At 68.7% G+C, this 24370-nt stretch carries 22 protein-coding genes and 1 riboswitch; of the genes, 20 read left to right on the top strand and 2 right to left on the bottom strand.

Going from position 1 to position 24370, the window contains the following annotated elements; genetic code table 11:
• Window positions 1-124: 124 nt before the first annotated feature.
• From cobT to FEF15_RS12905, 17 genes are all read left to right on the top strand, one after another.
• Window positions 125-1177 carry a nicotinate-nucleotide--dimethylbenzimidazole phosphoribosyltransferase gene (cobT, locus tag FEF15_RS12985; protein WP_163559592.1) on the top strand — a complete coding sequence of 351 codons (1053 nt, stop codon included), beginning with the start codon at window positions 125-127 and terminating at the stop codon, window positions 1175-1177.
• Window positions 1174-2199, top strand: coding sequence for an adenosylcobinamide-phosphate synthase CbiB (gene cbiB / locus FEF15_RS12980; RefSeq protein ID WP_163559591.1), 1026 nt, complete (start codon window positions 1174-1176; stop codon window positions 2197-2199). Before cobT ends, cbiB begins: the two co-directional genes overlap by 4 nt.
• Window positions 2196-3359, top strand: coding sequence for a threonine-phosphate decarboxylase (locus FEF15_RS12975; protein WP_163559590.1), 1164 nt, complete (start codon window positions 2196-2198; stop codon window positions 3357-3359). The genes cbiB and FEF15_RS12975 overlap by 4 nt, the downstream gene beginning before the upstream one ends.
• The gene (locus FEF15_RS12970; protein WP_163559589.1) at window positions 3356-3892 is read left to right on the top strand and encodes a bifunctional adenosylcobinamide kinase/adenosylcobinamide-phosphate guanylyltransferase; all 537 of its coding nucleotides are present in this window, start codon (window positions 3356-3358) and stop codon (window positions 3890-3892) included. The genes FEF15_RS12975 and FEF15_RS12970 overlap by 4 nt, the downstream gene beginning before the upstream one ends.
• A 12-nt stretch (window positions 3893-3904) precedes the next feature.
• On the top strand, window positions 3905-4663 hold the full coding sequence (gene cobS, locus FEF15_RS12965) for an adenosylcobinamide-GDP ribazoletransferase (protein ID WP_163559588.1): 759 nt from the start codon (window positions 3905-3907) through the stop codon (window positions 4661-4663).
• Window positions 4615-5256 carry a histidine phosphatase family protein gene (locus FEF15_RS12960; protein WP_163559587.1) on the top strand — a complete coding sequence of 214 codons (642 nt, stop codon included), beginning with the start codon at window positions 4615-4617 and terminating at the stop codon, window positions 5254-5256. The genes cobS and FEF15_RS12960 overlap by 49 nt, the downstream gene beginning before the upstream one ends.
• Entirely contained in the window at window positions 5208-5636 is a 429-nt protein-coding gene (locus tag FEF15_RS12955; RefSeq protein ID WP_163559586.1) for a bifunctional adenosylcobinamide kinase/adenosylcobinamide-phosphate guanylyltransferase, read from the top strand. The genes FEF15_RS12960 and FEF15_RS12955 overlap by 49 nt, the downstream gene beginning before the upstream one ends.
• Before the next feature lie 56 nt (window positions 5637-5692).
• A riboswitch (cobalamin riboswitch) is annotated at window positions 5693-5908 on the top strand.
• Window positions 5909-6062: 154 nt separating this feature from the next.
• A complete protein-coding gene (locus FEF15_RS12950; RefSeq protein ID WP_163559585.1) occupies window positions 6063-7910 on the top strand; it encodes a TonB-dependent receptor in 1848 nt (615 codons plus the stop codon).
• Complete coding sequence (locus FEF15_RS12945; RefSeq protein ID WP_163559584.1) at window positions 7910-12310, top strand: cobaltochelatase subunit CobN; 4401 nt, start codon at window positions 7910-7912, stop codon at window positions 12308-12310. The genes FEF15_RS12950 and FEF15_RS12945 overlap by 1 nt, the downstream gene beginning before the upstream one ends.
• Window positions 12307-12759, top strand: a complete 453-nt coding sequence (locus FEF15_RS12940) for a MotA/TolQ/ExbB proton channel family protein (RefSeq protein ID WP_163559583.1) — start codon at window positions 12307-12309, stop codon at window positions 12757-12759. Before FEF15_RS12945 ends, FEF15_RS12940 begins: the two co-directional genes overlap by 4 nt.
• Window positions 12756-13052, top strand: a complete 297-nt coding sequence (locus tag FEF15_RS12935; RefSeq protein WP_163559582.1) for a hypothetical protein — start codon at window positions 12756-12758, stop codon at window positions 13050-13052. Before FEF15_RS12940 ends, FEF15_RS12935 begins: the two co-directional genes overlap by 4 nt.
• 15 nt (window positions 13053-13067) lie before the next feature.
• Window positions 13068-13964, top strand: coding sequence for a cobalamin-binding protein (locus FEF15_RS12930; RefSeq protein WP_163559581.1), 897 nt, complete (start codon window positions 13068-13070; stop codon window positions 13962-13964).
• A gap of 67 nt (window positions 13965-14031) precedes the next feature.
• Window positions 14032-14955 (top strand): iron ABC transporter permease, encoded by a 924-nt coding sequence (locus FEF15_RS12925; protein WP_163559605.1) that lies wholly within the window; start codon window positions 14032-14034, stop codon window positions 14953-14955.
• Complete coding sequence (locus FEF15_RS12920) at window positions 14955-15722, top strand: ABC transporter ATP-binding protein (RefSeq protein ID WP_163559580.1); 768 nt, start codon at window positions 14955-14957, stop codon at window positions 15720-15722. The genes FEF15_RS12925 and FEF15_RS12920 overlap by 1 nt, the downstream gene beginning before the upstream one ends.
• 19 nt (window positions 15723-15741) lie before the next feature.
• Window positions 15742-16353, top strand: a complete 612-nt coding sequence (gene cobO / locus FEF15_RS12915; RefSeq protein WP_163559579.1) for a cob(I)yrinic acid a,c-diamide adenosyltransferase — start codon at window positions 15742-15744, stop codon at window positions 16351-16353.
• Window positions 16354-16356: 3 nt separating this feature from the next.
• Window positions 16357-17817, top strand: a complete 1461-nt coding sequence (locus FEF15_RS12910) for a cobyric acid synthase (protein ID WP_163559578.1) — start codon at window positions 16357-16359, stop codon at window positions 17815-17817.
• 404 nt (window positions 17818-18221) lie between these two features.
• On the top strand, window positions 18222-19634 hold the full coding sequence (locus tag FEF15_RS12905; RefSeq protein ID WP_163559577.1) for a xanthine/uracil/vitamin C permease: 1413 nt from the start codon (window positions 18222-18224) through the stop codon (window positions 19632-19634).
• 77 nt (window positions 19635-19711) lie between these two features.
• Here the strand turns inward: FEF15_RS12905 and FEF15_RS12900 are convergent, their stop codons facing one another.
• Complete coding sequence (locus tag FEF15_RS12900) at window positions 19712-20473, bottom strand: glycerophosphodiester phosphodiesterase family protein (protein ID WP_163559576.1); 762 nt, start codon at window positions 20471-20473, stop codon at window positions 19712-19714.
• 132 nt (window positions 20474-20605) lie between these two features.
• Between FEF15_RS12900 and FEF15_RS12895 the strand changes: the two genes are divergently transcribed.
• Window positions 20606-21175: a hypothetical protein gene (locus FEF15_RS12895; RefSeq protein ID WP_163559575.1), complete on the top strand. Its 570-nt coding sequence runs from the start codon at window positions 20606-20608 to the stop codon at window positions 21173-21175.
• 59 nt (window positions 21176-21234) lie between these two features.
• Window positions 21235-22212 (top strand): NADPH:quinone reductase, encoded by a 978-nt coding sequence (locus tag FEF15_RS12890; protein WP_163559574.1) that lies wholly within the window; start codon window positions 21235-21237, stop codon window positions 22210-22212.
• 136 nt (window positions 22213-22348) lie between these two features.
• Here the strand turns inward: FEF15_RS12890 and FEF15_RS12885 are convergent, their stop codons facing one another.
• A complete protein-coding gene (locus FEF15_RS12885; RefSeq protein ID WP_240454164.1) occupies window positions 22349-23203 on the bottom strand; it encodes a MurR/RpiR family transcriptional regulator in 855 nt (284 codons plus the stop codon).
• Between the two features lie 347 nt (window positions 23204-23550).
• Between FEF15_RS12885 and FEF15_RS12880 the strand changes: the two genes are divergently transcribed.
• Window positions 23551-24345, top strand: coding sequence for an enoyl-CoA hydratase/isomerase family protein (locus FEF15_RS12880; protein ID WP_163559572.1), 795 nt, complete (start codon window positions 23551-23553; stop codon window positions 24343-24345).
• Window positions 24346-24370: the final 25 nt, after the last annotated feature.

Here is a 24370-nt window from a genome sequence, read left to right as displayed (position 1 = left end):
TCGAAACACCGCCAAGGTGTGGTACCGAAAATCTGCCCGGTGTGACTCTGCTCCTGCCCTCGTCGGGGTGGGCTGCTATGATGGCCGCCTTCGATGCCACCCATGCTACCGCAGGACGCTCCGCATGCTCGCTGATACCCTCGCCACGCTGCAGCCCGCTGATCGCGCCATCGCGGCCGATGTCACGGCCCATCTCGACAGCCTCACCAAGCCGCCGGGCAGCCTGGGACGGCTGGAGTCGCTGGCCGTGACGCTCGCCACCATCACCGGCGAGGCCTTCCCCAGGGTGGCGCCTCCCGGAGCCCTGGTCTTCGCGGCCGACCACGGCGTGGCCGTCGAAGGCGTTTCCGCCTTTCCCCCGGAGGTCACGGCGCAGATGGTGGCCAACTTCGTGGCCGGTGGCGCCGGCATCAACGTCTTCGCGCGACAGATCGGGGCTCGCCTCGAGGTGATCGACGTTGGCGTGGTCGGCGCGGTAGCCGGCCCGGGCGTGGTGGACGAGAAGGTCCGCCCCGGCACCGCCAACATGGTCGAGGCGGACGCCATGACTCGCGACGAAGCCGTGGCGGCCATCGAGGTGGGCATCCGCGCTGCCGAGCGCGCCCTCGATGCCGGCTGCCGCTGCCTGATCGTCGGTGAGATGGGCATCGCCAATACTACGGCGAGCAGCGCACTGCTCGCCGTCCTCACCGAGAGCCCGGTCGCGGGCCTGATCGGTCAGGGCACCGGGATTTCCACCGAGCGGCTGGCGCACAAGGAGGGGGTGATCGAGCGTGCTATCGCCGCCCGCGCGCCGGACCGCGACGATCCGCTCGAGGTGCTGGCCAAGCTGGGCGGCCTTGAGATCGCCGCCATGGCCGGCGCCTACCTGGGCGGAGCGGCGCGCCGGATGCCGCTGCTCGTCGACGGCTTTATCGCCACAGTGGCTGCGCTGCTGGCGTGCCGGCTCGCCCCGGCCGTGCGTGACTATCTGGTCTTCGGTCACCGCTCCCGGGAGCCGGGTCATGGCCACGCCCTGGCATCTCTCGATGCTCGGCCGCTGCTCGATCTCGAACTGCGCCTGGGGGAGGGCACCGGTGCGGCGCTCGCTTTCCCGCTGCTGGAGGCGGCCACTCGCATGCTGAGCGAGATGGCGACCTTCGAGGACGCCGGGGTCGCCGCCAGCCAGGCACCATGACCGCCGAGCCACTGTCTTTGGAACCACTCTGCTTGGAATCACAGTCCTTGGAACCACTGTCCCTGGCGTTGCTGTCGCTGGTCGGTGTCAGTGTGCTGCTCGATTTGGCCGTCGGTGACCCACACCGCCTGCCACACCCGGTGGTGGGCATGGGCCGGGTGATCGCGTATCTGGAACGCGCCTGGAACCGTGGTTCGCCTCGGATGCGGCGCTGGCGGGGTGCGGGGCTTACGGCGACCTTGGTGGTGGGAACTTTCGGGCTCACCTGGAGCGCACTGGCGCTGCTCTCCCTGGTGCATCCGTGGCTGGCGCTCGCCGCCGAGCTGTGGTTGGTGACCACGGCGCTCTCCATCAAGGGGTTGGTCGACGCCGCCCGGGCGGTGGCGGTGCCGCTGGCGGGCGGTGACCTGCCGGCCGCCCGGGAGGAACTGGCGATGATCGTCGGCCGTGACACCGAACACCTCGAGGAGGCCGAGCTCGCCCGGGGTGCCGTGGAGACGGTGGCCGAGAACACCGTCGACGGCATTACTGCGCCGCTGTTCTGGGCGCTGCTTGGCGGGGCACCGCTGGCGCTGGCCTACAAGGCGGTCAACACCCTGGATTCCATGGTCGGCTACCGCAACGCTCGCTATGCAGACTTCGGCTACGCCTCGGCCAGGCTCGACGATCTGGCCAACTGGCTGCCGGCTCGGCTGACTGCGCTGACGCTGTGGCTCGCCGCTTGGGCGATGCCCGGCGCCCGCCGCCGTGGGGCGCTGGCTGCCACCTGGCGCCAGGCACCGCGCCACCCCAGCCCCAATGCCGGCTGGCCGGAGGCGATGGTGGCCCAGCTGTTGGGAGTGCAGCTCGGCGGTACCAACCATTATGCCGGCGTGGCTTCGCACCGTGCGGTTCTGGGCGAGGCGATTGAGGCTCTGAAGGTGGCGCATATCCACCGTGCGATCCGCCATATGCACGGCGGTTGGCTGGCCTTCCTGCTGCTGATGGCGCTGGCGGTGCTGATCACGGAGGGCCTGACATGACCCGCGACGCAATGCCTTGGCCTGCACACGGCGGCCAGGCAGCACCCTTGCTGGCGCGCTACGCCCTGCCGGCCGACCATCCGCTGCTCGACTTCAGCGCCAACTTGAACCCCCTGGGCCCGCCGGCCTGGGTGCCGGCCCGACTGGCCGCGACGTCCCCGGGCCTCGCCCGCTACCCGGCGCCCGACTACCGCTCGGCCCGAGAGGCTATCGCCCGCGAGGCGGGCGTGACCGTGGAGCAGGTGCTGCTCACCAACGGTGGCGCCGAGGCGATCTTCCTGGTGGCAGCGGCGCACGCGGGTGGCCGGGCGCTGATCGCCCAGCCCACCTTCACGGAGTACGCCCGGGCCTGTCGCGCCTTCGGCCTGACCATCGAGGATTACCCGTTGGCCCCGGCCGACTTCTCGCTCGACCCGGAAAGGCTCGGTGCGTCACTGGCGCCTGGCACCCTGCTCTGGCTGTGTCGTCCCAATAATCCCACTGCCACCCTGGTGTCCCGCGATGCCGTGGAGCGACTCCTGACCCTGGCCGCGGCCAGCGATTGCCGCGTGGTGGTCGACGAAGCCTTCATCGACTTCGTCACCCCGCCCGAGGAGTCCCTGGCCCCGCTGCTGGGGCGCTTCGATAACCTCATCCTGCTGCGCTCCCTGACCAAGCTCTATGCGTTGCCGGGTTTGCGGGTGGGCTATCTATTGGCGAGCGAGTCGCTGGTGCACCAGTTTCATGTGCGACAACCGCCGTGGAGCGTCAACCACCTGGCCGCTGAGCTGGTGGCACCGCTGGTGGACGACAGCGTCTTTCTGGCCCGCACCCGACAGTGGCTGGCCGAGGAGCAGCCGCGCCTGCAGGCCGGCCTCGTGGCCACGGGCCTCGAGGTGATCCCCAGCCGGACCAACTTCTTCCTGGTGCGGCCCGGGGCGGAGTCCGAAAAGACGGCAGGGCAGTCCCAGCTGGATATGATGGGTGAGCCGGGGACGGGTCGAAGAGAGGGGAGGGCGGCCACGGAGACGCTCTTCGAACGGCTGCTGCGCTCGGGTATCCTGGCCCGCCACACCCACGGCTTTCCCGGGCTCGACGGCGGCTGGCTGCGCCTGGCGCTGCGCGATCGATCCGACAACGACCGCCTGCTGGCAGCCTTGGCAGAGGGGGAATCGTCATGATCGCTTTCGTCAGCGGCGGAGCGCGCTCGGGCAAGAGCGAGGTCGCCGAGCGCTTGGCGCGGGAGTGCCGGCAGGCCGGCGGGGGGACGCTCTACTACCTGGCCACGGCGACGGCGTCGGACGCCGAGATGGCCGCGCGCATCGCCCGCCACCGCCGCGACCGGGGGGCCGAGTGGCACACCCGGGAGGCGCCGCTGGCATTGGGCAGCGCGCTTGACGGTATCGATCCCGGCAGCAGCGTGCTGCTCGATTGTCTGACCCTATGGGCCAGCCGCGCGCGCTTCGAGGCAGGCTTCGACAGCGCCACCGGCACGGCTCAGTTCGAGGCTCTGCTGGTGGCGACCCGGGCACGGTCGCTGGACCTGGTGGTGGTCTCCAACGACCTCAACGAGGCAGTGTTGCCCGGGGATCTCGCGACACGCGGCTATGTCGCCTTCCTGCAATGCCTGCACCGCCAGCTGGCCCGGGAGGCCGACCGGGTCGTCGAGGTGGTGGCGGGGATCGCCATCGACTGGAAATCCCCGTCCGCCTGAGGAAAGGAGACCATGAGGAACGCCATCTACGGGCTGCTGCTCGCCTGCCAGTTCCTGACGCGGCTGCCGGTGCCGGTGGCCTGCCCCTGGACGCCGACCACCCGGCGCTGGGCCCTGCGCAGCTACCCGCTGGTGGGGCTGGTGCTGGGTGCGCTGCTGGCCGGGGCTGCTGCGCTGCTTGCCGGTGCGTTGCCGGTTCCGCTGCTGGCGCTGGCGCTGCTCAGCCTGTGGGTGGCGCTCTCGGGTGGGCTGCATCTGGACGGGGTCATGGACGTGGCCGATGCCCTAGGCAGCAATGCGACTCTGGAGAAGCGCTGGGCGATCATGAAGGACCCCCAGGTGGGCAGCTTCGGTATCCTGGCGTTGGTCTTCCTGCTGGCCTGGAAGGGCATGCTGCTGTGGGCGCTGCTGGTTGCCGATGTACCCCTGGCCGTGCTGGTCGCGGTGCCGGCGCTGTCGCGCTTCGGCGCCTTGGCCCTGTTGCGCCTCGCGCCCTGTGCGCGACGTGAGGGGCTGGCCTGGACCTGGCAGCAGGATCTAGAGCGGCGCGATCTGCTGCTGGCCCTGCTGCCGCTGGGGCTGCTGTTCGTGTCGCTGCCCGGTTGGCCGCTGCTGCTGGGGGCGCTGCTGGCGTTCTTGCTGGTGTACGGTGGGAGGATGATACGAGGTTTTACCGGCATCAACGGCGATATCGTGGGTGCCGCCATCGAGGGAGGAGAACTATGGCTGTTGCTGATCGCCTGGAGCTGGTGGTCGTTCGTCACGGCCTGACGGCCTGGAACCGCGAGCGCCGCTACCAGGGTCAGCGCGACATTCCCCTGCTGCTGCCCGAGGCGCGCTCCGGGCTCGACCGGCTGCGCGAGGCGCTCCACGGCGAGCGCTTCGATGCCGTGCACGCCAGCGACCTGATGCGTTGCCGCCAGACTCTGGCCCACGTGCTGGTGGGCCGACGCGGGGGAGCGGCGCCACGGTTCGATGCACGGCTGCGCGAGCTCGATTTCGGAGAGTACGAGGGCAAGTGCTACGGGGAGCTCCGGGCACTGCCTGGCTATCGCGCCTGGATCGACAGCCAGGGGGAACAGGCACCGCCCGGTGGCGAGTCTACCCAGGGGCTGCGCACGCGACTCGACGACTGGCTGGGCGAACTGTTTGCCGAGGTGGAGGCGCAGGGGCTGGAACGCGTGTTGGTGGTCACTCACGGCGGGGTGATCCGCGAACTGCGCCGGCATTTCGAGGAGATCGACTTCTGGGAGGGCAGCGTGGGCCAGGCCGAAGGCCGCCGGCTGACCTTCGTTCAGCGACTGGGGGAGTGGCAATGCAGCTCTTCATCGGCGGTGCCGGCGCCGGCAAGCACGCCGCAGTAAGCGAGCGCTTTCCCACGGCGCGCTGGCACCGCCTGACGCCCGGCGACGCACTGGATGCCTGGAACGAGTCGCTGGCGGACGGGATGATACTGGTGGTGACCGGCTGGACGGCCTGGCTCGAGGCCGCCTTGGCTGTCGAGCGCGACGACGACCGCCTGCGCGGTCGGCTGGTCGCCGCACTCGAGACTCTGGCTGTCGTCGAAAGCGAGGCCGGCTCGCCGGTGGTGCTGATCCTGCCCGAGATGGGGCGCGGCATCGTGCCGATGGAGCCTGAGCTGCGGCGCCTGCGCGACCTAGTCGGCTGGCTGGCCCAGGATGCCGCCGCGCGCGCCGAGGCTGTGTGGTACGTCCGCCATGGGCTGATCAAAGCATTGAAATAGCAGAGATATCCCATATGAATCCGCCGCCGGCGTTGACCCCGCAGCGGCGGATTGCTAGGTTACCGCCACTCTCAGGTGCCCCAGGCGTGTGTCGATGCGCCGGGGTGAAACGGGAAGTCGGTGCGCTTCAAGCCAGTCCGACGCTGCCCCCGCAACGGTGATCGAGTCAAGGAATGCCGGTACCACTGTGCCACGGCACGGGAAGGTGGCCTTCCGGGACGCTTCGCGTCCACTCGTCAGCCCGGAGACCGGCCCGAGAGTTAAGGAAACGCCGAATAGTGGCATTTCCTTCGTGCCGGGTTGCGGTGGGCAACCACGAGGCAGGGCCGGCGTCGCCTTTGTCGTTCTCCCTCTCTCGTCCCTTGCCGCCCCCGGTGACTACGATACCAATGCCGTGCGGGTAGGCACGGTGAGCAAGGGACTCCCATGAACACCACACGCAACGCCGCCAGTGGCCTGGCCGCCTTCAGCCTGGCCCTCCTCCCGCTGGCCGTCCAGGCCCAGTCCGAGCCCGACAGCCGCGACACCCATGTCGACCTCAACCCCCTGGTGGTGACCGCCACCCTGGCGCCGCGCACCGCCGACGAGACGCTCGCCTCCGTCACGCTGCTCGACGAGGCAACCCTGCGCCGCCAGGACCCCACTAGCGTCACCGATCTCTTCCGTGGCCAGCCCGGTGTGGACGTCAATACCAACGGCTCCTTCGGCAAGCAGAGCAGCGTCTACATCCGCGGCGTGGACAACGCGGGCTCGCTGCTGATGATTGACGGCATTCGTCTGCGCTCGGCCACCACCGGCGGTGCCGCCTGGCAGCATCTCGACCCGCGCATGTTCGAGCGTGCCGAGATCGTCCGTGGACCGCGCGGCAGCCTCTACGGCGCCGATGCCGTCGGCGGGGTGGTGCAGCTGTTCACTCACCAGGCCGAGGAAGGGGGGCCGCACCCCTGGGTCTCGGCCGGTGGCGGCAGCTTCGATTCCCGGCGGCTCAGCGCCGGGCTTTCCGGCAGCGAGGGCGGGACGCGCTACAGCTTCGCTGGCAGCCACTTCGCTACCGACGGCGCGCCCATTCGCCGCGATGGCGAGGACAAGGGCTATGACAATACCAGCGGTCTGGCAAGCGTCTCGCACACCTTCGACGGTGGTACCGAGATCGGTGTCCTGGCGCTGCGGGCGCGGGGAAATACCGAGTTCGAAGGTGGCGAGACCGACTTTGTCCAGCAGGTGGCGGGCGTCTATGGCGAGATTCCTGTCACTGAGGCCTGGCGATCTCGTCTGACGCTCAGTGAGTCGCGGGATGAGAGCGATAACATTGATGATTCAGGGGACTCCATCATCGATACTCGCACACAAACCGCCCGCTGGGAGAATACTCTCAATTTCGGTCGACATGAGCTGATCGCTGGCGCGGAAGTGAGTGAGGACAAGGTGGCGAGCACCACCGATTATCAGGTCGATAGCCGCGACAACACGGCTGTATTTACTCAGAGCCTGCTGGACTTTTCACCGGTTACTGTTCAGGCCAGTCTGCGTCATGATGACAACGAAGCCTTTGGTAGTGACGTCACGGGAGGCCTGGCACTCGGCTACGAGTTGGATGCCTCACATACCCTGAGAACCAGCTACGGCAGTGCATTTCGCGCTCCAACTTTCAACGAGCTCTACTGGCCTTTCCAAGATTTCGGGATCTTTGGAACCTACGCAGGTAATCCGGACTTGCAGCCTGAAAGCTCCGAAACTTGGGAGCTTGGTTTGCGGGGCCAGTATCAGCGCTACTTCTGGGATTTGGCCATCTATCAAACGACCATCGATGACCTGATTGCCACGCAGACAATCAATGGCGACAGCAGGCCCACGAATATCGACGAAGCGCGAATTCGCGGTGTGGAGATTGCTGCCGGGGTGGACATCAATGACTGGACGCTTCAGACGGCATTGACCTATACGGACCCCGAGAATCGGGGGGACGACAACCACGGCAATCGTCTGCCTGGCCGTGCTTCCCAGAGTCTGCGCCTGGACGTCGACCGTGAGCTCGGGGACTGGTCGCTCGGCGGCTCCTTGATCGCGCAGAACCATCGCTACGACGATGCCGGCAACGAGGATCGTCTACCCGGTTTTGGCCTGCTCAACCTGCGCGCGGGCTGGGCGTTCGCGCCCATGTGGGAAGCGCGCCTGACGGTGGATAACGCGCTCGACAAGGAGTACGAGACCTCCCGCGACTACATCAACGCCGGTCGTGCCGCCTTCCTTAGCGTTCACTTCGGGGCGCAGTAATGGCGCGGGCTTGCCTGGCACTGATGCTCGCTCTGCTGCCCACGCTGGCCTCGGCCGGCACCCTGGTAGGTATTGTTTCGGAGCGTTCGGCCGCGGAGCTCGCGGCCGGCGCTCACCGCTTCCTCGATGCTCACCCCGAGCATGAAGTGATCCTTCGTACCCCGGAGCAGCTCGCCGAGACGGACGACGCGGAGATTGCCGAGCTGTTCGAGGGTGCCGATGCCCTAATGCTGGCGGCGGTCTTCGGCGAGCAGGTGGGGCGCCTGGCTCAGCTGGTCGAGACGGCCGCCGCCCGGCGCGACGTTCCGATCCTCGCCGTTAACGGCGACCGGCGGCTGACGCGGCTGTCGCGTCTGGTTGGCGAGCGCTTGCTGGCGGGGCTCGACGCGGAAGCGCTGGGCGAGCTGGTGGCCGCGCCCGAAGCCGGCGAGGCGGCGGCCGAGCACCTGGCGGCGCAGCGCGAGCGCTTCCCCGCTCAGGCCGAGTGGCTGACCGGGCGCGCCTACTACCAGGGGCGCAGCCCCGAACACCTCGACGGCCTGCTGCGCTGGTTGCTGGCGGAAGCGGGTCATGACCTGGAGGTGCCCGAACCGTCACCGCGGGCGGCGATTCGCTACTATCGTCCCTTGCACCACGATCGCCCGGGGCGCAGCGGCGATACACCCACCACCGACCCCACGGACCTGGGGCTGGAGGCCGGGCCGGCAGTGGCGATCCTCGACCTCGACAGTGGCGATCGTCCCGGTGACCGAAAACTACTCGACGGTGCCTGTGCGGCACTGGAGCAGCGTGACATTCAGTGCGTGGCGGTGCTGGCGCGCTGGGGTGGGGCCACGCTGGCGGCCCTCGAACGGCTGCCCGAGACCCTCGGCGAGGCAAGCCTGGCCGGGGTTCTCAGCCTGCAGGACTTCACCCTGGGTGGAGGCGAGGGGCGGCGTGCGGCCACCGAGGCGCTCGGCCAGCTCGATGTCCCGGTGATCAAGGGACTGCGCCTGGCCGAGCGAACCGAGGCGCAGTGGCGGCTCTCCCACGACGGCCTGCCGCGCGAGTCGGTGCACTACCAGCTGGCGATGCCCGAGCTGCAGGGGGTGAGCCAGCCGATGGTGCTGGCGGTGGCGGCCACGCCCGAGATCGACGAGCGCACCGGCGTGGCGCTGACGCTCTCCCGGCCGCTCGAATCGCGCCTCGACGCCGTCGCCGAGCGCTTTGCGCGCTGGCAGCGCCTGCGCACGCTGGACAACGCCGACAAGAGGGTGGCGCTGATCTACTACAACCACCCGCCCGGGCGGCAGAACGTCGGCGCCGACAACCTCGACGTGCCGGCCTCGCTGTATGAAATGCTCACCCGGCTGCGCGAGGCCGGCTACGACACCGGCGAGCTGCCGGAGAGCCCGGAGGCGCTGCACGATCTGATCCAGGCGCGCGGGGTCAACCTGCCCGAGGACCGCGGCGCCCTGGAGCGCATGGCCGGGCAGGTGCCGTCGCTTGCCACAGAGGAGTACCGCCGCTACTTTGCGACGCTGCCGGCGCCCATCCGCGGCGAGCTCGTGCAGGGTCCCCTGGGCTACCTCCATGCCCGCCTCAAGCAGGCCGATACGCAGGGCGAACCGGAACTGGTCCAGGAGGTACTGGCGCGCGTCGCCAAGGACCTACGCCACCTCATCGAGCAGCATGACCACCCGGCCCAGGCGCGGGCGCTTGACCTGCTGGACCAGTACGTCACCGGCTGGCGAAAGCGCCTCGCCCATGCGGAAGCGGTCGAGAACGAGACGCTCGAGGCCCTGCGCGACGCCCTGGTGGCGACCGGCATCCCCGGCCTCTCGGGCTGGGGCGAGCCGCCGGGGCGTTCGATGGTCCTCGATGACACGGTGCTCTTCCCGGGGCTGCGATTCGGCAACGTCTTCATCGGCCCCCAGCCGCCGCGCGGCTGGGAAGTGGAGGAAGAGCTGCTGCACGCCAACACGACTTTCCCGCCAACCCACCAGTACCTGGGCTTCTACCACTGGCTGCGTGACCACTTCGCGGCCGACGCCCTGGTCTACGTGGGGCGCCACTCCACCCGCGAGTTCCTGCCGCGACGCCGGGCGGGGCTGGCCGAGGATGACTACCCGGAGCTGCTGGGCGGCAACCTGCCGCTGATCTACCCCTACATCGTCGATGGCGTGGGCGAGGGCATCCAAGCCAAGCGGCGCGCCCTGGGGGTGATGATCGGTCACCTCACGCCGCCCCTGGCCGCCACCGAACTCTACGACGATCTGCTCGAGCTGCGTCAGCTGGTCGAGACCTTTGAGGTGGCCACCGACCCCGACAGCCCCACGCGGCACCGCGCAGTGGCGATGCTGCGCGAGCGCATCGAGAGCCTCGAGCTGACCGAGGCGTTCGAGCGCGAGATTGCCGGCGACTTGGGCCTGACCGCCGAGGAGGTCAGGCTCGACGAGGTCGCGGCCGAGCTGCTGGTGCACGAGGCCGGGCACTACGTCACCGACATGCAGGAGCGCTTCATGCCATTGGGACTGCACGTCTTCGGCCGCGACTGGGACGAGGCGGCCGTCGACACCCAGCTCGATTCGATGGCTGGCAAGGGCAACGATCGCGAGCGCTGGCGTGACCTGCTTGAAGTCTCGCCGCGCCATGAGCGTGAGAATTTCCTGGCCGCGCTCGAGGGGCGCTTCGTGCCGCCGGGGCCGGGCAACGACCCGCTGCGCACGCCCCAGGTACTGCCCACCGGGCGCAACTTCCATGCGCTCTCCAGCGACCTGGTGCCGACCCGGGTGGCCTGGTCACTGGGCAGCGAGATGGCGGCCACGGCGCGCTCCCGTGACGGCGAGGCGGCCGAGGAGAGCGAGGCGCTGGTGCTGTGGGCCTCGGACACGGTGCGCGACGAGGGGGTGATGATCGCCTTCGGCCTCGACATGCTGGGCGTGAAACCGCGCTGGAATTCGCGCGGCATCGTCCAGGGGCTCGAACGCTTGCCCCTGGCGGAGCCTGGCGACGAGGCGGACACGCTACGCACGGCGCGCCGCGACGTGCTCTTCACCACCTCGGGGCTGTTTCGCGACCTCTACGAGGATCAATTGGTGTGGCTCGACCTCGCCGTGCGCCTGGCGCTCGACGGGGCGAGCGAGACCATCCGCGCCGAGCACCCACAGCTTGCCGGGGCGCTGGAGGCGGCACTCGCGCCGCTCCCCGAGGAAATGCGAGACCCGGGTGCCGAGGTGCTGGCCGACAACCGCGTGGCAGCGCGCTGGGTGGCCGACACCCGCGAGCTGCTCGCCCGCGGCGAAATGGCCGCCGAGGCTGGCGACCGGGCGGCGTGGCGGGTGTTCGGTACCGCGCCGGGCGCCTACGGGGCCGGGGTCAATCGCCTGGCCTCGCGCTCCAGCGCCTGGGAGGCGCGCGACGAACTGGGCAGCGCCTACCGGCGGCGCATGGGGCACGTCTACGGCCAGCGGCAGGGCGGCGAGCCGGCCCATGTCGCCTTTGACGCCAACCTCGCCCGCGTCGGGCGCACCTACCTGGGGCGTGCCAGCCACCTCTACGGGCTGCTCGACAACGACGACGGCTTCGACTTCCAGGGCGGGCTCTCCAACGCCGTGGAACAGCTCGCTGGCGCCCCACCGGCCAACCGCGTGCTCACGCATGCCGATCCCGACAACCCGCGCGTCGAGAGCCTGGAGCGGGCGCTGCTCGGGGAGCTGCGCGCACGCAACCTCAATCCCCAATGGCTGCGCCCCCTGATGGAGCACGGCTATGCCGGGGCGCGCACCATGGGCAGCGACTTTCTCGACAATCTCTGGGGCTGGCAGGTGACGAGCCCGCAGGTGGTGCGCTCCTGGGTGTGGGACGAGGTCGATGCCGTTTATTTCCAGGACAGTCATGGCCTGGGGCTGGACGACTTCCTGGCCGAGGGGCACAAGGTCCACGTGAAGACGCACATGCAGGCCACGGCGCTGCTCGCCGCCCAGCGCGGCTTCTGGGAGGCCGACGAGGCGACCCTGGAACGGCTCGCCGGCGAGTTCGCCGAGGCGGTGATCGAGCATGGCCTGCCGGGCAGTGGTCACGCCCATCCCGACCATCCGCTGCTGCCGTGGATCGCTGAGCGCCTGAATGACGAGCGGCGCGATGCCTTCACGACGGTGATCGAGGCGGCTCGCATCGAGCAGGTCGATCCGGAAAGCGCGCCGGTCAGCATCCGCGAGGTCGAGGCCAGCGCCGCCCCGGCCGAGCCGCCGAGCGACACGCCGGCCCCGCAAGAGGAGGGCGAAGAGGCCGCCGAAGCACCGCAGGGAGACATGGCGGCCGCCGCCGAGGGGGCGCCGTCGTTGCTGCCCTGGCTGCTGGGACTCGCGGCGCTGCTACTGTTGCTGGGCGGTATCGCCCACGGGAGGCGCGCACGATGAACGCTGACCTGACCCAGGCCACACTGGAGGTCATGGATACCCTGGTGGGCTGGCTGCTGACGCCAGTCATCCTGGCACTGCTCGCCCTGGTGGCTCTGTCGCTGTGGGAGGCGGGGCTGGCCATCGGTGAGCGCAGCGGCGGTATTCGCCGCCTGGTTGCGGCGCGCTGTGCCGACCGGCTGGCGGCACAGGCGCGCCGCGCCATCGACCGCGCCGATGTGCTGGCGCGCATCGGCCCCATGCTGGGGCTGATGGGTACCCTGATACCGCTGGGGCCGGGGCTCGCCGCGCTGGGCAACGGCCAGCTCGACGTGCTGGCTCAAGCCGTCACCGTAGCTTTTAATACCACGGTGATGGGCCTTCTCATCGGCATCCTGGGCTTTCTGCTGGGGCGGCTGCGGCGGCGCTGGTACGACGCCGCCATGGCCCAACTGGAGCATGGGACATGAGCATTCCCGATTATCGGCGCAGCCGCTTCGACAGCGCAGACGAGGAGCCCTTGGGGCCGCTCGCCAATCTGGCAGACATCATGCTGGTATTCGCCGTGGGGCTGATGGTGGCGCTGGCCGCCTCGCGCGACACGGGGTCAGCCGGTGGCGTGGAGCTTGAGGCCGGGCGCGAGCTGCCCGAGATGCCGGCGGGGATGGGCACGTCCGGCAGCGGCTACGAGAGCGTGGGGCGTGTCTACCGCGACCCGCAGAGCGGCAAGCTGATCCTGATCGATGAGTCGGATCGCAGCTGACAAGGGGAGAACCGTATGGCTTTCTGTGGGAGGCGAGGTGCGCTGGGCCTGGTGGCCGGGCTGCTGCTCGCCGTGGCCCTTCCCGCCAGCGCCGAGGTGTGCGCCACCGACGATGCCGAGCGCGAGGTGTGCCTGGAAGCGCCGGCCGAACGTATCGCTGCGCTCTCGCCCGGGGCGACCGAACTCGTCTATGCCGCCGGGGCCGGCGAGAAGGTAGTGGCCGTGGTCGACTACAGCGACTACCCGCCTGAAGCGCGCGAAGTCCCTTCGCTGGGCAGCCATACACGCATCGACATGGAGCGCCTCGTTGCCCTGCGCCCGACGCTGGTGATCGGTTGGGTGACCGGCAATCCGCCCGAGCAGTTGGAGACCATCGAGGCGCTCGGCGTGCCGGTGTTTTACCTCGAGCCGCGCACCTTCGAGGGGGTGGCCAGCGCCATCGAGCGACTGGGCGAGCTGGCGGGCAGCGAGGACGAGGCGCGCCGCGAGGCCGCCCGCTTTCGCGACGGCATGGCCGAGATCCGCGCCCGCTTTGCCGACCGGGCACCGGTGCGGGTCTTCTACCAGGTGTGGGACGAGCCGCTGATGACCATCAATGACGATCACCTGATCGGCAAGGTGCTGACCGCCTGCGGCGGGATCAACGTCTTCGGCGACCTCCAGCGCCTGGTGCCGCGCATCGGCGATGCCTCGGTGCTCGATGCCGACCCCGAGGCGATCCTCGCCGGTGGCATGGGCGAGGAGAACCGCGACTGGCTCACCCACTGGGCGCAGTACCCGAGCCTGTCCGCCGTGGCACGCGATAACCTCTTCTTCGTGCCGCCCTCCCTGATTCAGCGCCCCACGCCGCGCCTGCTGGAGGGCAGCCGACTGTTCTGCGAGAAGCTGGAGGACGCCCGTGCACGCCGCTAGGTTTGCCCTGGCTGGCCTCGGGCGCCGCGGGCTGGTCTTCCCCCTGGGCCTGCTGACGCTGGCGGCGATGGCGGCCCTGGCGCTGTCGGTATCGGTCGGCAGCGTCGCTGTCTCGCCCGCCGAACTCTGGGAGGTGGCGCTGGGGCGCGGCGACGCCCTCTCGCGCACCCTGGTGCTGGAGCTGCGCGTGCCGCGTGCGCTCTCGGCCTTCGCCACCGGAGGCCTGCTGGCGCTCGCCGGGGCGCTGATGCAGGTGCTGCTGCGCAACCCCCTGGCGGACCCCTACGTGCTGGGCCTCTCCGGCGGTGCCGCGGTGGGGGCGCTGGCGGCCATGCTGGCCGGGCTGGGCGGCGCGGTGATTTCCGGCTCGGCCTTTGCCGGGGCGCTTGCCTCGACGCTGATGGTCTTCGGGCTGGCCCACGGTACCGGGAGCTGGACGCCGGCTCGGCTGCTGCTCACCGGCGTGGTGGTAGCCGCCGGCTGGGGCGCGGTGGTCACCCTGATGCTGGCGGTGAGTCCCGCCGAGCGCCTGCCCGGCATGCTCTACTGGCTGATGGGTGATCTTTCCTATGCTCGCGCCCCCGGCTATCCACTCGCCCTGCTGCTGGGGGTGTGCCTGCTGGCCTTCCCGCTGGGGCGCAGCCTCAACGTGCTGGCCCGCGGAGCGCTGCAGGCCGCGGCCCTGGGCGTGGCGGTGCGCCCGCTGGAGTGGACGATCTACATCACGGCGAGCGGGCTCACCGCCATGGCGGTGACCACCGCCGGCAGTATCGGCTTCGTCGGCCTGGTGGTGCCGCACATGCTGCGCCTGGTGCTGGGCAACGACCAGCGCTTGATCCTGCCCGCCTGTGCGCTCGCCGGCGGCACGCTGCTGGTGCTGGCCGACACCCTGGCGCGCACCCTCATCGCCCCGGAGCAGTTGCCGGTGGGGGTGATCACCGCGCTGCTTGGCGTACCCACCTTCCTCTACCTGCTCTACCGGAGCCGCTGATGAGCCGACTCGAGGCGCGTGATCTCGTCATCGACGTGCCGGGCCGGCGCGACGGCCCGGCACTGAACCTGAGCCTGGAACCCGGACAGGTGTGGGGGGTTCTGGGCCCCAACGGGGCCGGCAAGACCACCCTGCTGCACACCCTGGCGGGGTTGCGCGCGCCGCGTCGCGGCACGGTTGCGTTCGATGGGGCGTCGCTTTCCGCGCTGCCGCGCCGCCGGGTCGCCCGTGCCCTGGGGTTGGTCTTCCAGGAACGAGCGGACGGCTTTCCCGCCACGGTGCGCGAGACGGCGCTGATCGGTCGGCATCCCTGGCTCTCGCCCTGGCAGATGGAGGGCGGCGAGGACCTGCGGCTGGCCGAGGAGGCGCTCGAGCGGCTCGATGTGGCCCACCTGGCCGAGCGGCTGGTGAGCACGCTCTCCGGCGGCGAGCGCCAGCGCCTGGCCATCGCCACGGTGCTCACCCAGGCGCCGGGCATCTGGCTGGCCGACGAGCCCACCAATCACCTCGACCTGCACCACCAGACCGCGGTGATGGCGCTGCTCACCGAGCAGGCCGCCGAGGGGCGGGCGGTGATGCTGTGCCTGCATGACTTGAACCTGGCCGCACGCTGGTGCGACCAGGTGCTACTGCTCTACCCCGACGGCGAGGCGTGCTGGGGGCCGCGCGATGCCATGCTGGTGCCGAGCGTCCTGGAGCGCCTCTACGGCCAGCGCCTGGCCACCGCCTTGGTGGATGGCGCCCCCGTCTTCGTACCCCGCATCTGACGACAACGGAGAGTGATTCATGCGTGACAACGCCAAGGACCCCGAGCGCCATGCCAAGCGCATGGCCGCCAAGCAGAGGATCATGCAGGAGCGCATCGCCCGCGCCGACAAGGAACAGGGCGTGCTGCTGGTGCTCACCGGGCCCGGCAAGGGCAAGAGCAGTTCCGGCTTCGGCATGCTGGCTCGCGCGCTCGGCCACGGCATGAAGGTGGGCGTGGTGCAGTTCATCAAGGGCAAGTTCGCCACCGGTGAGGAGGCCTTCTTCCGCCAGCAGCCGAACGTCGACTACCACGTGATGGGCGAGGGTTACACCTGGGACACCCAGGATCGCGACCGCGACGTCACGAGCGCCGAGACCGCCTGGGGCGAGGCGCGCCGCATGCTGGCCGACGAGAGTTACGATCTGGTGCTGCTCGACGAGCTCAACATCGCCCTGCGCCACGAGTACCTGGATCTCGATCGGGTGCTCGACGACCTGCAGGCACGCCCGGCGATGCAGCACGTGGTAGTGACCGGTCGCTACGCGCCGCGCGAGCTAATCGAGCTGGCCGACACCGTCACTGAGATGAAGGTGGTCAAGCACGCCTTCAAGGAGCAGGGGGTTAAGGCTCAGAAAGGCATCGAGCTCTAGTCCATGACGACACTCATGATCCAGGGCACCACCTCGGATGCCGGCAAGAGCACGGTGGTGGCGGCGCTGTGCCGGGCGCTTCACCGCCGTGGCGTGTCAGTGGCGCCCTTCAAGCCGCAGAACATGGCGCTCAACAGCGCGGTGACGGTGGACGGCGGCGAGATCGGCCGCTCCACGGCGCTGCAGGCGCTGGCGTCGGGGGTCGAGCCTCACAGCGACATGAATCCGGTGCTGCTCAAGCCGGAGAGCGACCGCGGTGCCCAGGTGATCCTGCGCGGTCGGGTGCATGGCCACATGGACGCCCTGGACTACCACGCCTACAAGCGCGAGGCGCGCGACAGCGTGCTGGCCGCCTGGGAGGCATTGTCGACGCGCTTCGACGTGATCATCGCCGAGGGGGCGGGCAGCCCGGCGGAGATCAACCTGCGTGAGAACGACATCGCCAACATGGGTTTCGCCGAGATGGTGGACTGCCCGGTGCTGCTGGTGGGCGACATCGACAGGGGCGGGGTCTTCGCCCAGCTGGTGGGCACCCTCGACCTGCTCTCGAAATCCGAACAGGCGCGCACCCGGGGCTTCATCATCAACCGCTTTCGCGGCAACCTGGCGCTGCTCGAGCCGGGCCTCGCGTGGCTCGCCGAACGTACCGGCAAGCCGGTGCTCGGCACGCTGCCCTACCTGTACGGCCTGTTGCTGGATGCCGAGGACAGCATCGGCCGCGAGGGTCGTGTGGCGGGCGAGCCGGCACTGCGCGTCGTGGTGCCGGCGCTGCCGCGCATCAGCAACCACAACGACTTCGACCCCCTGCGCCTGCACCCGCGGGTGGCGCTGGCCTTCGTCGGGCCGAACCAGGCCATCCCGCCGGCGGACCTGATCGTCCTGCCCGGCAGCAAGAGCACCCGAGCCGATCTTGCCTGGCTGCGTAGCCAGGGCTGGGAGGCCGCCATTGCGCGCCACCTGCGCTACGGCGGCCGGGTGCTGGGCGTCTGCGGCGGCTTTCAGATGCTCGGTACCGCCATTCACGATCCCGAGGGGCTGGAGGGGGCGGCCGGCACGTGCCCGGGGCTCGGGTTTCTGGACATCGAGACGCGCATGATGGCAGGCAAGCAGCTGAGCAACGTCTCCGGGCGCTTGCTCCCCGAGGACGTGCCGATTAGCGGTTACGAAATCCACAATGGCGTGAGCGAGGGGGCGGGGCTGGCGCGCCCTCTGGTTGTCCTCGACGGCAACTTGGGCGAACGCCGCGATGGTGCGGTGAGCGACGACGGCCAGGTCATGGGTACTTACCTGCACGGCCTGTTCGATCGGCCCGAGGCCTGCACGGCGCTGCTGGCGCGCTGCGGCCTGGCCGACGAGGCAGCGGTGGTCGACTACGCCGACCACCGCCAGGCGGAGCTCGACCGCCTGGCCGATACCCTGGAAGCCCATCTGGACATGGCGGTTATCGACCAACTGCTGGGGTGAAAGGTGGCCTTCCCCTGGCATGGTCCGCCGGGGCCTTGTTCTTTGGTGGAAAGCGAATGACAGGCGAGGCCCTCATAGCGGCGTCTCGCAAGGCTGAGACGGCGCTCGGCAGCACTCTTCGACCTAAGTTGACGTAACCGTCAACGTTCGCCATTTGTCCGCGATCTTGTCGACAACCGACGCGATATCAACCCGCGAGGACGGCGCAGGCAGCGGGTGCGTGTCCGTCATGCGCATGTTTCTCGCGTACATTGTCGACACGTCAAGGGCTCGTTGCGCTAACTCTGCTTGGTCCATGGTCGAATGTTCGCGCGGGTGACGCCCGCGTAAAAACCTCCCTCAGCCAACAACAACAACAGCCAGAAGGAATGCCATGAACAACCAGAACCGCTGAGGTGATCGACGTGCTGCTCAAACGTGACTACGGCCAGGAACATCCCTATTGGCCATTGGGACCATTCAAGCTCCGCCTGCCCTTCATCCACTTCCGCTGGGAAATTCCCGAGACCGTCCAGGCGCTGGTGATGTTCGTCATCGCCATGGGCATGATCCCGCTGCTCGAGCAGTACCTGGGCGTGCCGTACGAGGTGGCACTGGCCTTCGTGGTGGTGTGCGGCGTCGGCTTCATACTGCCGCCGCTGCTGGGCGTGCCCTTCATCGCCGGCTGGATCACCCCGGCCATTCCGGTGGTGCTGTTGTTCATTGGCGACTACGAGCCGGGGCCCGAGGCGATCCGCGCCATGGTGGCGCTGCAGCTGGTGGTCACGTCGATCTTCCTGTTCATGGCGGTCACCCGTCTGGGGACCAAGCTGGTCGACAACGTCCCGGCCTCGATCAAGGCGGGCATCCTGCTCGGCGCGGGCATCGCGGCGATCAGCGGCGAGATCAGCGAAGGTGGGCGGCTCTACAACACGCCGCTGTCGCTGGGCATCGGCGGTCTGGTGACGCTCTACGTGATGTTCTCGCTCTCCTTCCGCGACCTCACCGACAAATTCCGCTGGGCGCGCAACATTGCCGCCTACGGCATGGTGCCGGGCATGCTGGTCACCATGGCCATCGGCTGGGGCGTGGCCGAATATCCGCTGCCCGAGGTGGAGTGGGGCTTCGCCGTGCCGGATTTCGCCGGCATCTGGCGCTATCTGCCGTTCAGCATCGGCCTGCCGGGCGCCGAGCTGCTGCTGGCCGCCATTCCCACGGCGGTGATCGCCTACATCATCGCCTTTGGCGACATCATCGTGGGTCAGACCCTGCTCAAGCGCGTCGATCATCTGCGCCCGGACGAGAAGATCGAGGTCAACGTCGATCGCGTGCACCTGATCACCGGTATCCGCAACCTGATGCACTCGCTGCTAGCGCCCTACCCAGGGCTGGCCGGGCCGCTGTTCACCGGCGCCATGGCCACGGTGGCGGAGCGCTACCGTTACGGTCGCAAGGCGATGGATACCATCTACTCGGGCACCTCGGTGTTCTGGATCGTCGGCTTCCTGGCGCTCTTCATGCTGCCGCTGATCACCCTGTTCAAGCCGGTGCTGCCCATCGCACTCTCCATCACCCTGCTGATCACCGGCTACCTGTGCATTGCGGTGGCCGTGGAGCAGATCGAGAACGCCACCGCCATGGGCGTGGCAGGCATCATGGGCGTGGTGCTGGCCACTCACGGCGCCGCCTGGGGCTTGGGTGTGGGCCTGGTACTCTACTTCATGGTCGAGCACCGTTCGCGCAAGGCCCGGGCCCGCGAGCCGGACGAGCCGATCCATATCGAGGATGACATGGCGGTCGAGGCGGATGACGCCGAGCCGGAGCCTGCCATTCGCTGAGACGCCCGTTATCGGTAACACCAAGCCAGCAGGCCGGCCCCTTGTGGGGTCGGCCTGCTGGCGTTGAGGGCATGCTATTACGCTTCCGGTAGGCGCCCCGCGAAGAGCGCCGGGTCGTCGGTGATGGCGCTCTGCACACCCCAGTCCCATTGATGGGCAAAGGCGGCCGGGTCGTTGACGGTATAGGCGAGCAGGCGATAGCCGGCCTCGCGCACCGCCTGGGCGCCACGCTGGCTCAGGCGCTTCCAGTCGGTATGCACGCTGAAGGCGTCCACTGTCTCGCAGCGTGCGCGCCAGTCGCGGGGAATGCCTTCGAACAGCACCCCCAGCGCGAGCAGGCCCGGCCCCGCCTGCTTGCGGGCATGGGCGAGAGCGGCGTCGTCGAACGAGGAGAGAATCAGCCGCTCGCTGGGCAGGGAATCGAGAAGGGTGGGGAGCACGCCATCGACCAGCGCCGGGGCGCTGCGCCCGCGGTTGACCTTGAGTTCCAGGTTGAGGCCCATGTCGAGTTCGTCGATGAGTGCGAGCATCTCGCGCAGGGTGGCCATGCGCTCGCCGACGAAGGTGTCGGCGAACCAGGCGCCGGCGTCCAGTCGCCGTGCCCGCGGCAGGTCCAGGTCGGCCAGCGCGTCTCGGCCGTCGGAGCAGCGCTGCACGCTGGCGTCGTGCCAGATCACCGGTGTGCCGTCGCCGAGCAGTTGGACGTCGAGCTCCACCCAGGTGCAGCCTGCCTCGTGGGCGGCGCGTACCGCGGCCAGGGTGTTTTCGGGGGCGCGGGCGGAGAGCCCACGGTGGGCCACCAGGCGTGGCAGCGCGATGTCGGGATGACGTACAGGCATGCAGGGGCTCCAGCTGAGAATCCTGGGACCAAGTCGTGGTCAGAGGAGTCAGGATAGCATCCTGCTGCGTCCGGGCACGGGACGCGGCGAGTATGCTAGGCTTTCGCGTTTTCCACACCCTAGAGGCACGACATGAAGGTGATGACCCCGGAACGCCCCGAGCAGCGGGATGCCTGGCTGGCCCGGCTGTGCGCCGATCACTACGGCCACGAGGCGGGGCTGGCACCTCTGGTCACCTTCACCGGGATGCGTCAGGTGCTGTTCACCCAGGAAGCCGCTCGCCTGTGGGCGCTGGTCGATGAGCAGGCGCGCCCCGGGGCGCTGGCACTGCTGGTGCTCGACGAGGCGGGCGGTGGCATGCGGCTGTGGCTCTCCGCCGCCCATGGCGGCGACCGCGAGAGCGAACGGCGCCTGATCCGGGAGCTGGCCGAGAAGGCACCGCTGCGCGTCGACGCCACGGACGAGGTAACCGAAGCCTTCTACCGGCGCTGCGGCATCACTCGCTGGTTCGCGCTGCCCGGCGGGCAGCGCGTGGGACTGGCGCGCCATCATCCGGCCCGGGGCATCGACGATCTGTCACCCCCCCTGGATTTCGACGAGACGGCCATCCTGCGCCGCTTCAAGCACGATGCGCGTTTCTTCGAGGCGGAGAAACGCTGTTTCGTGGAGGCGCTGGGCGCCTTTCCCGTCGGGGTGGCTTGACCGCGACGACAAAGGGCGGTTGGATGGCTCGACACCCCGCTGAACAAGGACTTGACGACATGACCAAGCGCATCCAGTTTGCCCGGACCGGCGGCTCCGAGGTGCTCGAATTCGTCGACGACGCCCCGACCGAGCCCGGCCCCGGCGAGGTTCGCATCGCCAACCGCGCCGTGGGCCTCAACTTCATCGACATCTATTTCCGCACCGGGCTCTACCCGGCGCCGTCGCTCCCCTCGGGGCTCGGTACCGAGGCGGCCGGGGTGGTGGATGCGGTGGGTGAGGGCGTCACCCACCTCGCCGTGGGGGATCGCGTCGCCCATGCCCAGGGGCCGCTGGGTGCCTATGCCGAGCTTCACGTGTTGCCGGCCGACAAGGTGGTCAAGTTGCCCGATGCCATCGACTTCGAGACGGCAGCGGCGAGCCTGCTCAAGGGGCTGACCGTGCAGTACCTGCTGCGCCAGACCCGGGAGCTCCTGGGTGGCGAAACCATCCTGTGGCACGCGGCGGCCGGCGGCGTCGGCTCCATTGCCTGCCAGTGGGCGAAGGTGCTGGGCGTGAAGCTGATCGGCACGGTGAGCTCGCCGGAGAAGGCGGCGCTGGCCGAGAAGAACGGTGCCTGGGCCACCATCGACTACACCAAGGAGAACGTGGTCGAGCGGGTGCGCGAGCTGACCGACGGCGAGATGTGCGACGTGGTCTACGACTCCGTGGGCAAGGACACCTGGGAGACCTCGCTGGACTGCCTCAAGCCACGTTCGCTGATGGTCAGCTTCGGCAACGCCTCGGGGCCGGTGGAAGGGGTCAACATCGGCATCCTCAACCAGAAGGGATCGCTCTTCGTCACCCGGCCGAGCCTCAACGGTTATGCCGATACCCGTGAGCGCCTGGAGTGGATGGCCGACGAGCTCTTTGCCCTGCTCGAGAGCGGCCAGATCCAGGTCGAGGTCTCGCACCGCTATCCCCTGGCTGATGCCGGCAAGGCCCAGGATGCCCTTCAGAACCGCCGGACCACCGGTTCGACCATTCTGATTCCGTGAGGTGTGACGAGTAAGGCGTGAAGGGAAAGCCGGCGCTTTCCCTTCATTATTGCCATCATCCGCTACTCACACCTCACACCTCACACCTCACACCTCACACCTCACACCTCACACCTCACACCTCACACCTCGTCCCTCAGGAGTTGTCCACGTACGCGCCCATCTGGCGCATCCTCGACTCGAAGCTCGCCACGTTGTCGACCAGGTCATCGGGCCCGAAGGCGACGCACTCCGCCAGCAACACCTCGATCAGGGTGATCGCCGAGAGGATCGAGGGGAAGAAGTGCGGCGTGGCGTTGGCCACCGTGAAGGTGATCGCCGAGCCCGGCACCAGGGGCGAGCGCAGGGTGTCGGTGATCACGATGGGGCTGACGCCCTGCTCTCGCGCGATGTTCAGGGCGCGCATGGTCTCGTTGCAGTAGGGCTCGAAGCCGAAGGCCACCACCACATCGCCGTCGCCGAAGGCGGAGAGCTCGGTCAGCAATCCTCCCTCCTGGCCGCGAATCAGCTGGATGTTGGGCATTGCGATGCGCCCCACGTAGGCGAAGTGGTAGGCGCAGGCGAAGGTATCGCGGAACCCCACCACGGCGACCTTTCGCGCGTCCAGCAGGCGGCGCGCCGCCTCGCGCACCCTGGCCTGGTTGTCGGTGGTGAAGAGTCGCCCGATGTTGTCGAAGGCGGCGTCGCCCACGTCGAGGAAGACCTGGTCGTCGGTCTGGCTGGCCAGGTTGCGCAGCTGGCTGGCTCGCCCCGAGAGTTCCACCGGGCCGGCCTGCACCGCCGACTGGAACACCTCGCGGAACTGTTCGTAGCTGTCGAAGCCCAGCCGCTTGGCCAGGCGTACCAGCGTCGAGGCGGTCACTGCGGCGGCGCTGGCCGACTTGCGGATCGACTGGAAGGCGATCTCCACCGGGTGCTCGAGCACGTAGCCGGCGGCGAGCTTGAGCTGCGGACTCAGCTCCGGATACGCCTCGGCCAGCTGCTGATTCACGGTGTCCAGGTCCGACGGGGGCGTGGTTGGGTCTGTCGTGGTGGCGACGTTGTCAGACTCGTGTTCCCGCACGGCTACCTCCTGCATTCGATGGCCGCGGCATTGTAACCGATATGCCATCCTCATGGATGAAACAATCGTTTCTTATGGATCTCCAGCATGGCACGCACGTGTTGACCGACGCATTGCCGTTGATCTAGGATGCGCAACACAACAATTGTATCGGAATATAAGGATAGCGATACGTTTGTTTCGTATCGGTCTGACCCGCGCCGACCGTTATGAAGCTGTCCCGCTGCAGCAGGCCAGATTGCCGCCAACGACCCCGGGGAGAGTCCACCAACGCCATGAACCAGTCCAGCCCTGAAACCCTGATTATCGCGCGTCACGGTGCCGTGATGGAGATCCGCTTCAATCGCCCTCACCGCCTTAACGCAGTGGTCGAGACGCTCTATACCGAGCTGCTCGTGGCCCTGGCCGAGGCCGAAGCCGACACTGATGTGCGCGCCGTCATCCTCACCGGCGAGGGGCGCGCCTTCTGCGTGGGCGCCGACATGAAGGAGCACGGCAGCGCCAGCCGCTCGCTCTATCAGCGCCGGCAATACTTGCAGCTCGGAAACGATGTCTGCGAGGCGATCCTGCGCCTGAAGACGCCAGTGATCGCCGCGGTGAACGGCTATGCCCTGGGCGCCGGGGCCGAGATGGCCGTCGCCTGCGACTTCATCCTGATGGCCGACGAGGCGCAGATCGGCTTTCCCGAGGTGAGCATCGGCACCTGCGTGGGCGGCGGCGTCTCCAAGCTGTTGCCGCAGCTGGTGGGCCTCTCCCGGGCGCGTCAGCTGCTCTACACCGGCAAGCGAATCGACGGTGATGAGGCCGCACGCATTGGCCTGGCCACGGCGAGTTGGCCGGCAGAATCACTGATGACCGAGGTCCACCAGCTGGCCGAGACCCTGGCGCAGCAGGCCCCGGTCTCCATGGCCATGCTCAAGCGTCTGGTCAACCAGGGCGCGCACACCGATCTGGAAGGGCAGCTGCAGCAAGAGCTGGATGCGGTCTTCACCTGCTCGACCACCGCCGACTGGCAGGAAGGCGTCGATGCCTTTGCCGAGAAGCGCCCGCCCCGTTTCCAGGGACACTGAGCTGAGAAGACACAGGTAACAACGC

The sequence above is a fragment of the Halomonas sp. NO4 genome (genome assembly GCF_010994375.1).
Taxonomy (GTDB): domain Bacteria; phylum Pseudomonadota; class Gammaproteobacteria; order Pseudomonadales; family Halomonadaceae; genus Halomonas.
The sequence above is the reverse complement of the archived record's forward strand: the minus strand, read 5'-3'. Positions and strand labels throughout refer to the sequence as shown.

Coding starts and splice junctions, on each gene's coding strand:
- FEF15_RS12945 (WP_163559584.1), top strand. CDS start 7,910: ATGGCGCGGGCTTGCCTGGCACTGATGCTCGCTCTGCTGCCCACGCTG.
- FEF15_RS12920 (WP_163559580.1), top strand. CDS start 14,955: ATGAGCCGACTCGAGGCGCGTGATCTCGTCATCGACGTGCCGGGCCGG.
- FEF15_RS12935 (WP_163559582.1), top strand. CDS start 12,756: ATGAGCATTCCCGATTATCGGCGCAGCCGCTTCGACAGCGCAGACGAG.
- FEF15_RS12910 (WP_163559578.1), top strand. CDS start 16,357: ATGACGACACTCATGATCCAGGGCACCACCTCGGATGCCGGCAAGAGC.
- FEF15_RS12940 (WP_163559583.1), top strand. CDS start 12,307: ATGAACGCTGACCTGACCCAGGCCACACTGGAGGTCATGGATACCCTG.
- FEF15_RS12895 (WP_163559575.1), top strand. CDS start 20,606: ATGAAGGTGATGACCCCGGAACGCCCCGAGCAGCGGGATGCCTGGCTG.
- FEF15_RS12955 (WP_163559586.1), top strand. CDS start 5,208: ATGCAGCTCTTCATCGGCGGTGCCGGCGCCGGCAAGCACGCCGCAGTA.
- FEF15_RS12950 (WP_163559585.1), top strand. CDS start 6,063: ATGAACACCACACGCAACGCCGCCAGTGGCCTGGCCGCCTTCAGCCTG.
- cobT (WP_163559592.1), top strand. CDS start 125: ATGCTCGCTGATACCCTCGCCACGCTGCAGCCCGCTGATCGCGCCATC.
- FEF15_RS12970 (WP_163559589.1), top strand. CDS start 3,356: ATGATCGCTTTCGTCAGCGGCGGAGCGCGCTCGGGCAAGAGCGAGGTC.
- FEF15_RS12960 (WP_163559587.1), top strand. CDS start 4,615: ATGGCTGTTGCTGATCGCCTGGAGCTGGTGGTCGTTCGTCACGGCCTG.
- FEF15_RS12930 (WP_163559581.1), top strand. CDS start 13,068: ATGGCTTTCTGTGGGAGGCGAGGTGCGCTGGGCCTGGTGGCCGGGCTG.
- FEF15_RS12975 (WP_163559590.1), top strand. CDS start 2,196: ATGACCCGCGACGCAATGCCTTGGCCTGCACACGGCGGCCAGGCAGCA.
- cobO (WP_163559579.1), top strand. CDS start 15,742: ATGCGTGACAACGCCAAGGACCCCGAGCGCCATGCCAAGCGCATGGCC.
- FEF15_RS12890 (WP_163559574.1), top strand. CDS start 21,235: ATGACCAAGCGCATCCAGTTTGCCCGGACCGGCGGCTCCGAGGTGCTC.
- FEF15_RS12900 (WP_163559576.1), bottom strand. CDS start 20,473: ATGCCTGTACGTCATCCCGACATCGCGCTGCCACGCCTGGTGGCCCAC.
- FEF15_RS12880 (WP_163559572.1), top strand. CDS start 23,551: ATGAACCAGTCCAGCCCTGAAACCCTGATTATCGCGCGTCACGGTGCC.
- cobS (WP_163559588.1), top strand. CDS start 3,905: ATGAGGAACGCCATCTACGGGCTGCTGCTCGCCTGCCAGTTCCTGACG.
- cbiB (WP_163559591.1), top strand. CDS start 1,174: ATGACCGCCGAGCCACTGTCTTTGGAACCACTCTGCTTGGAATCACAG.
- FEF15_RS12925 (WP_163559605.1), top strand. CDS start 14,032: ATGGCGGCCCTGGCGCTGTCGGTATCGGTCGGCAGCGTCGCTGTCTCG.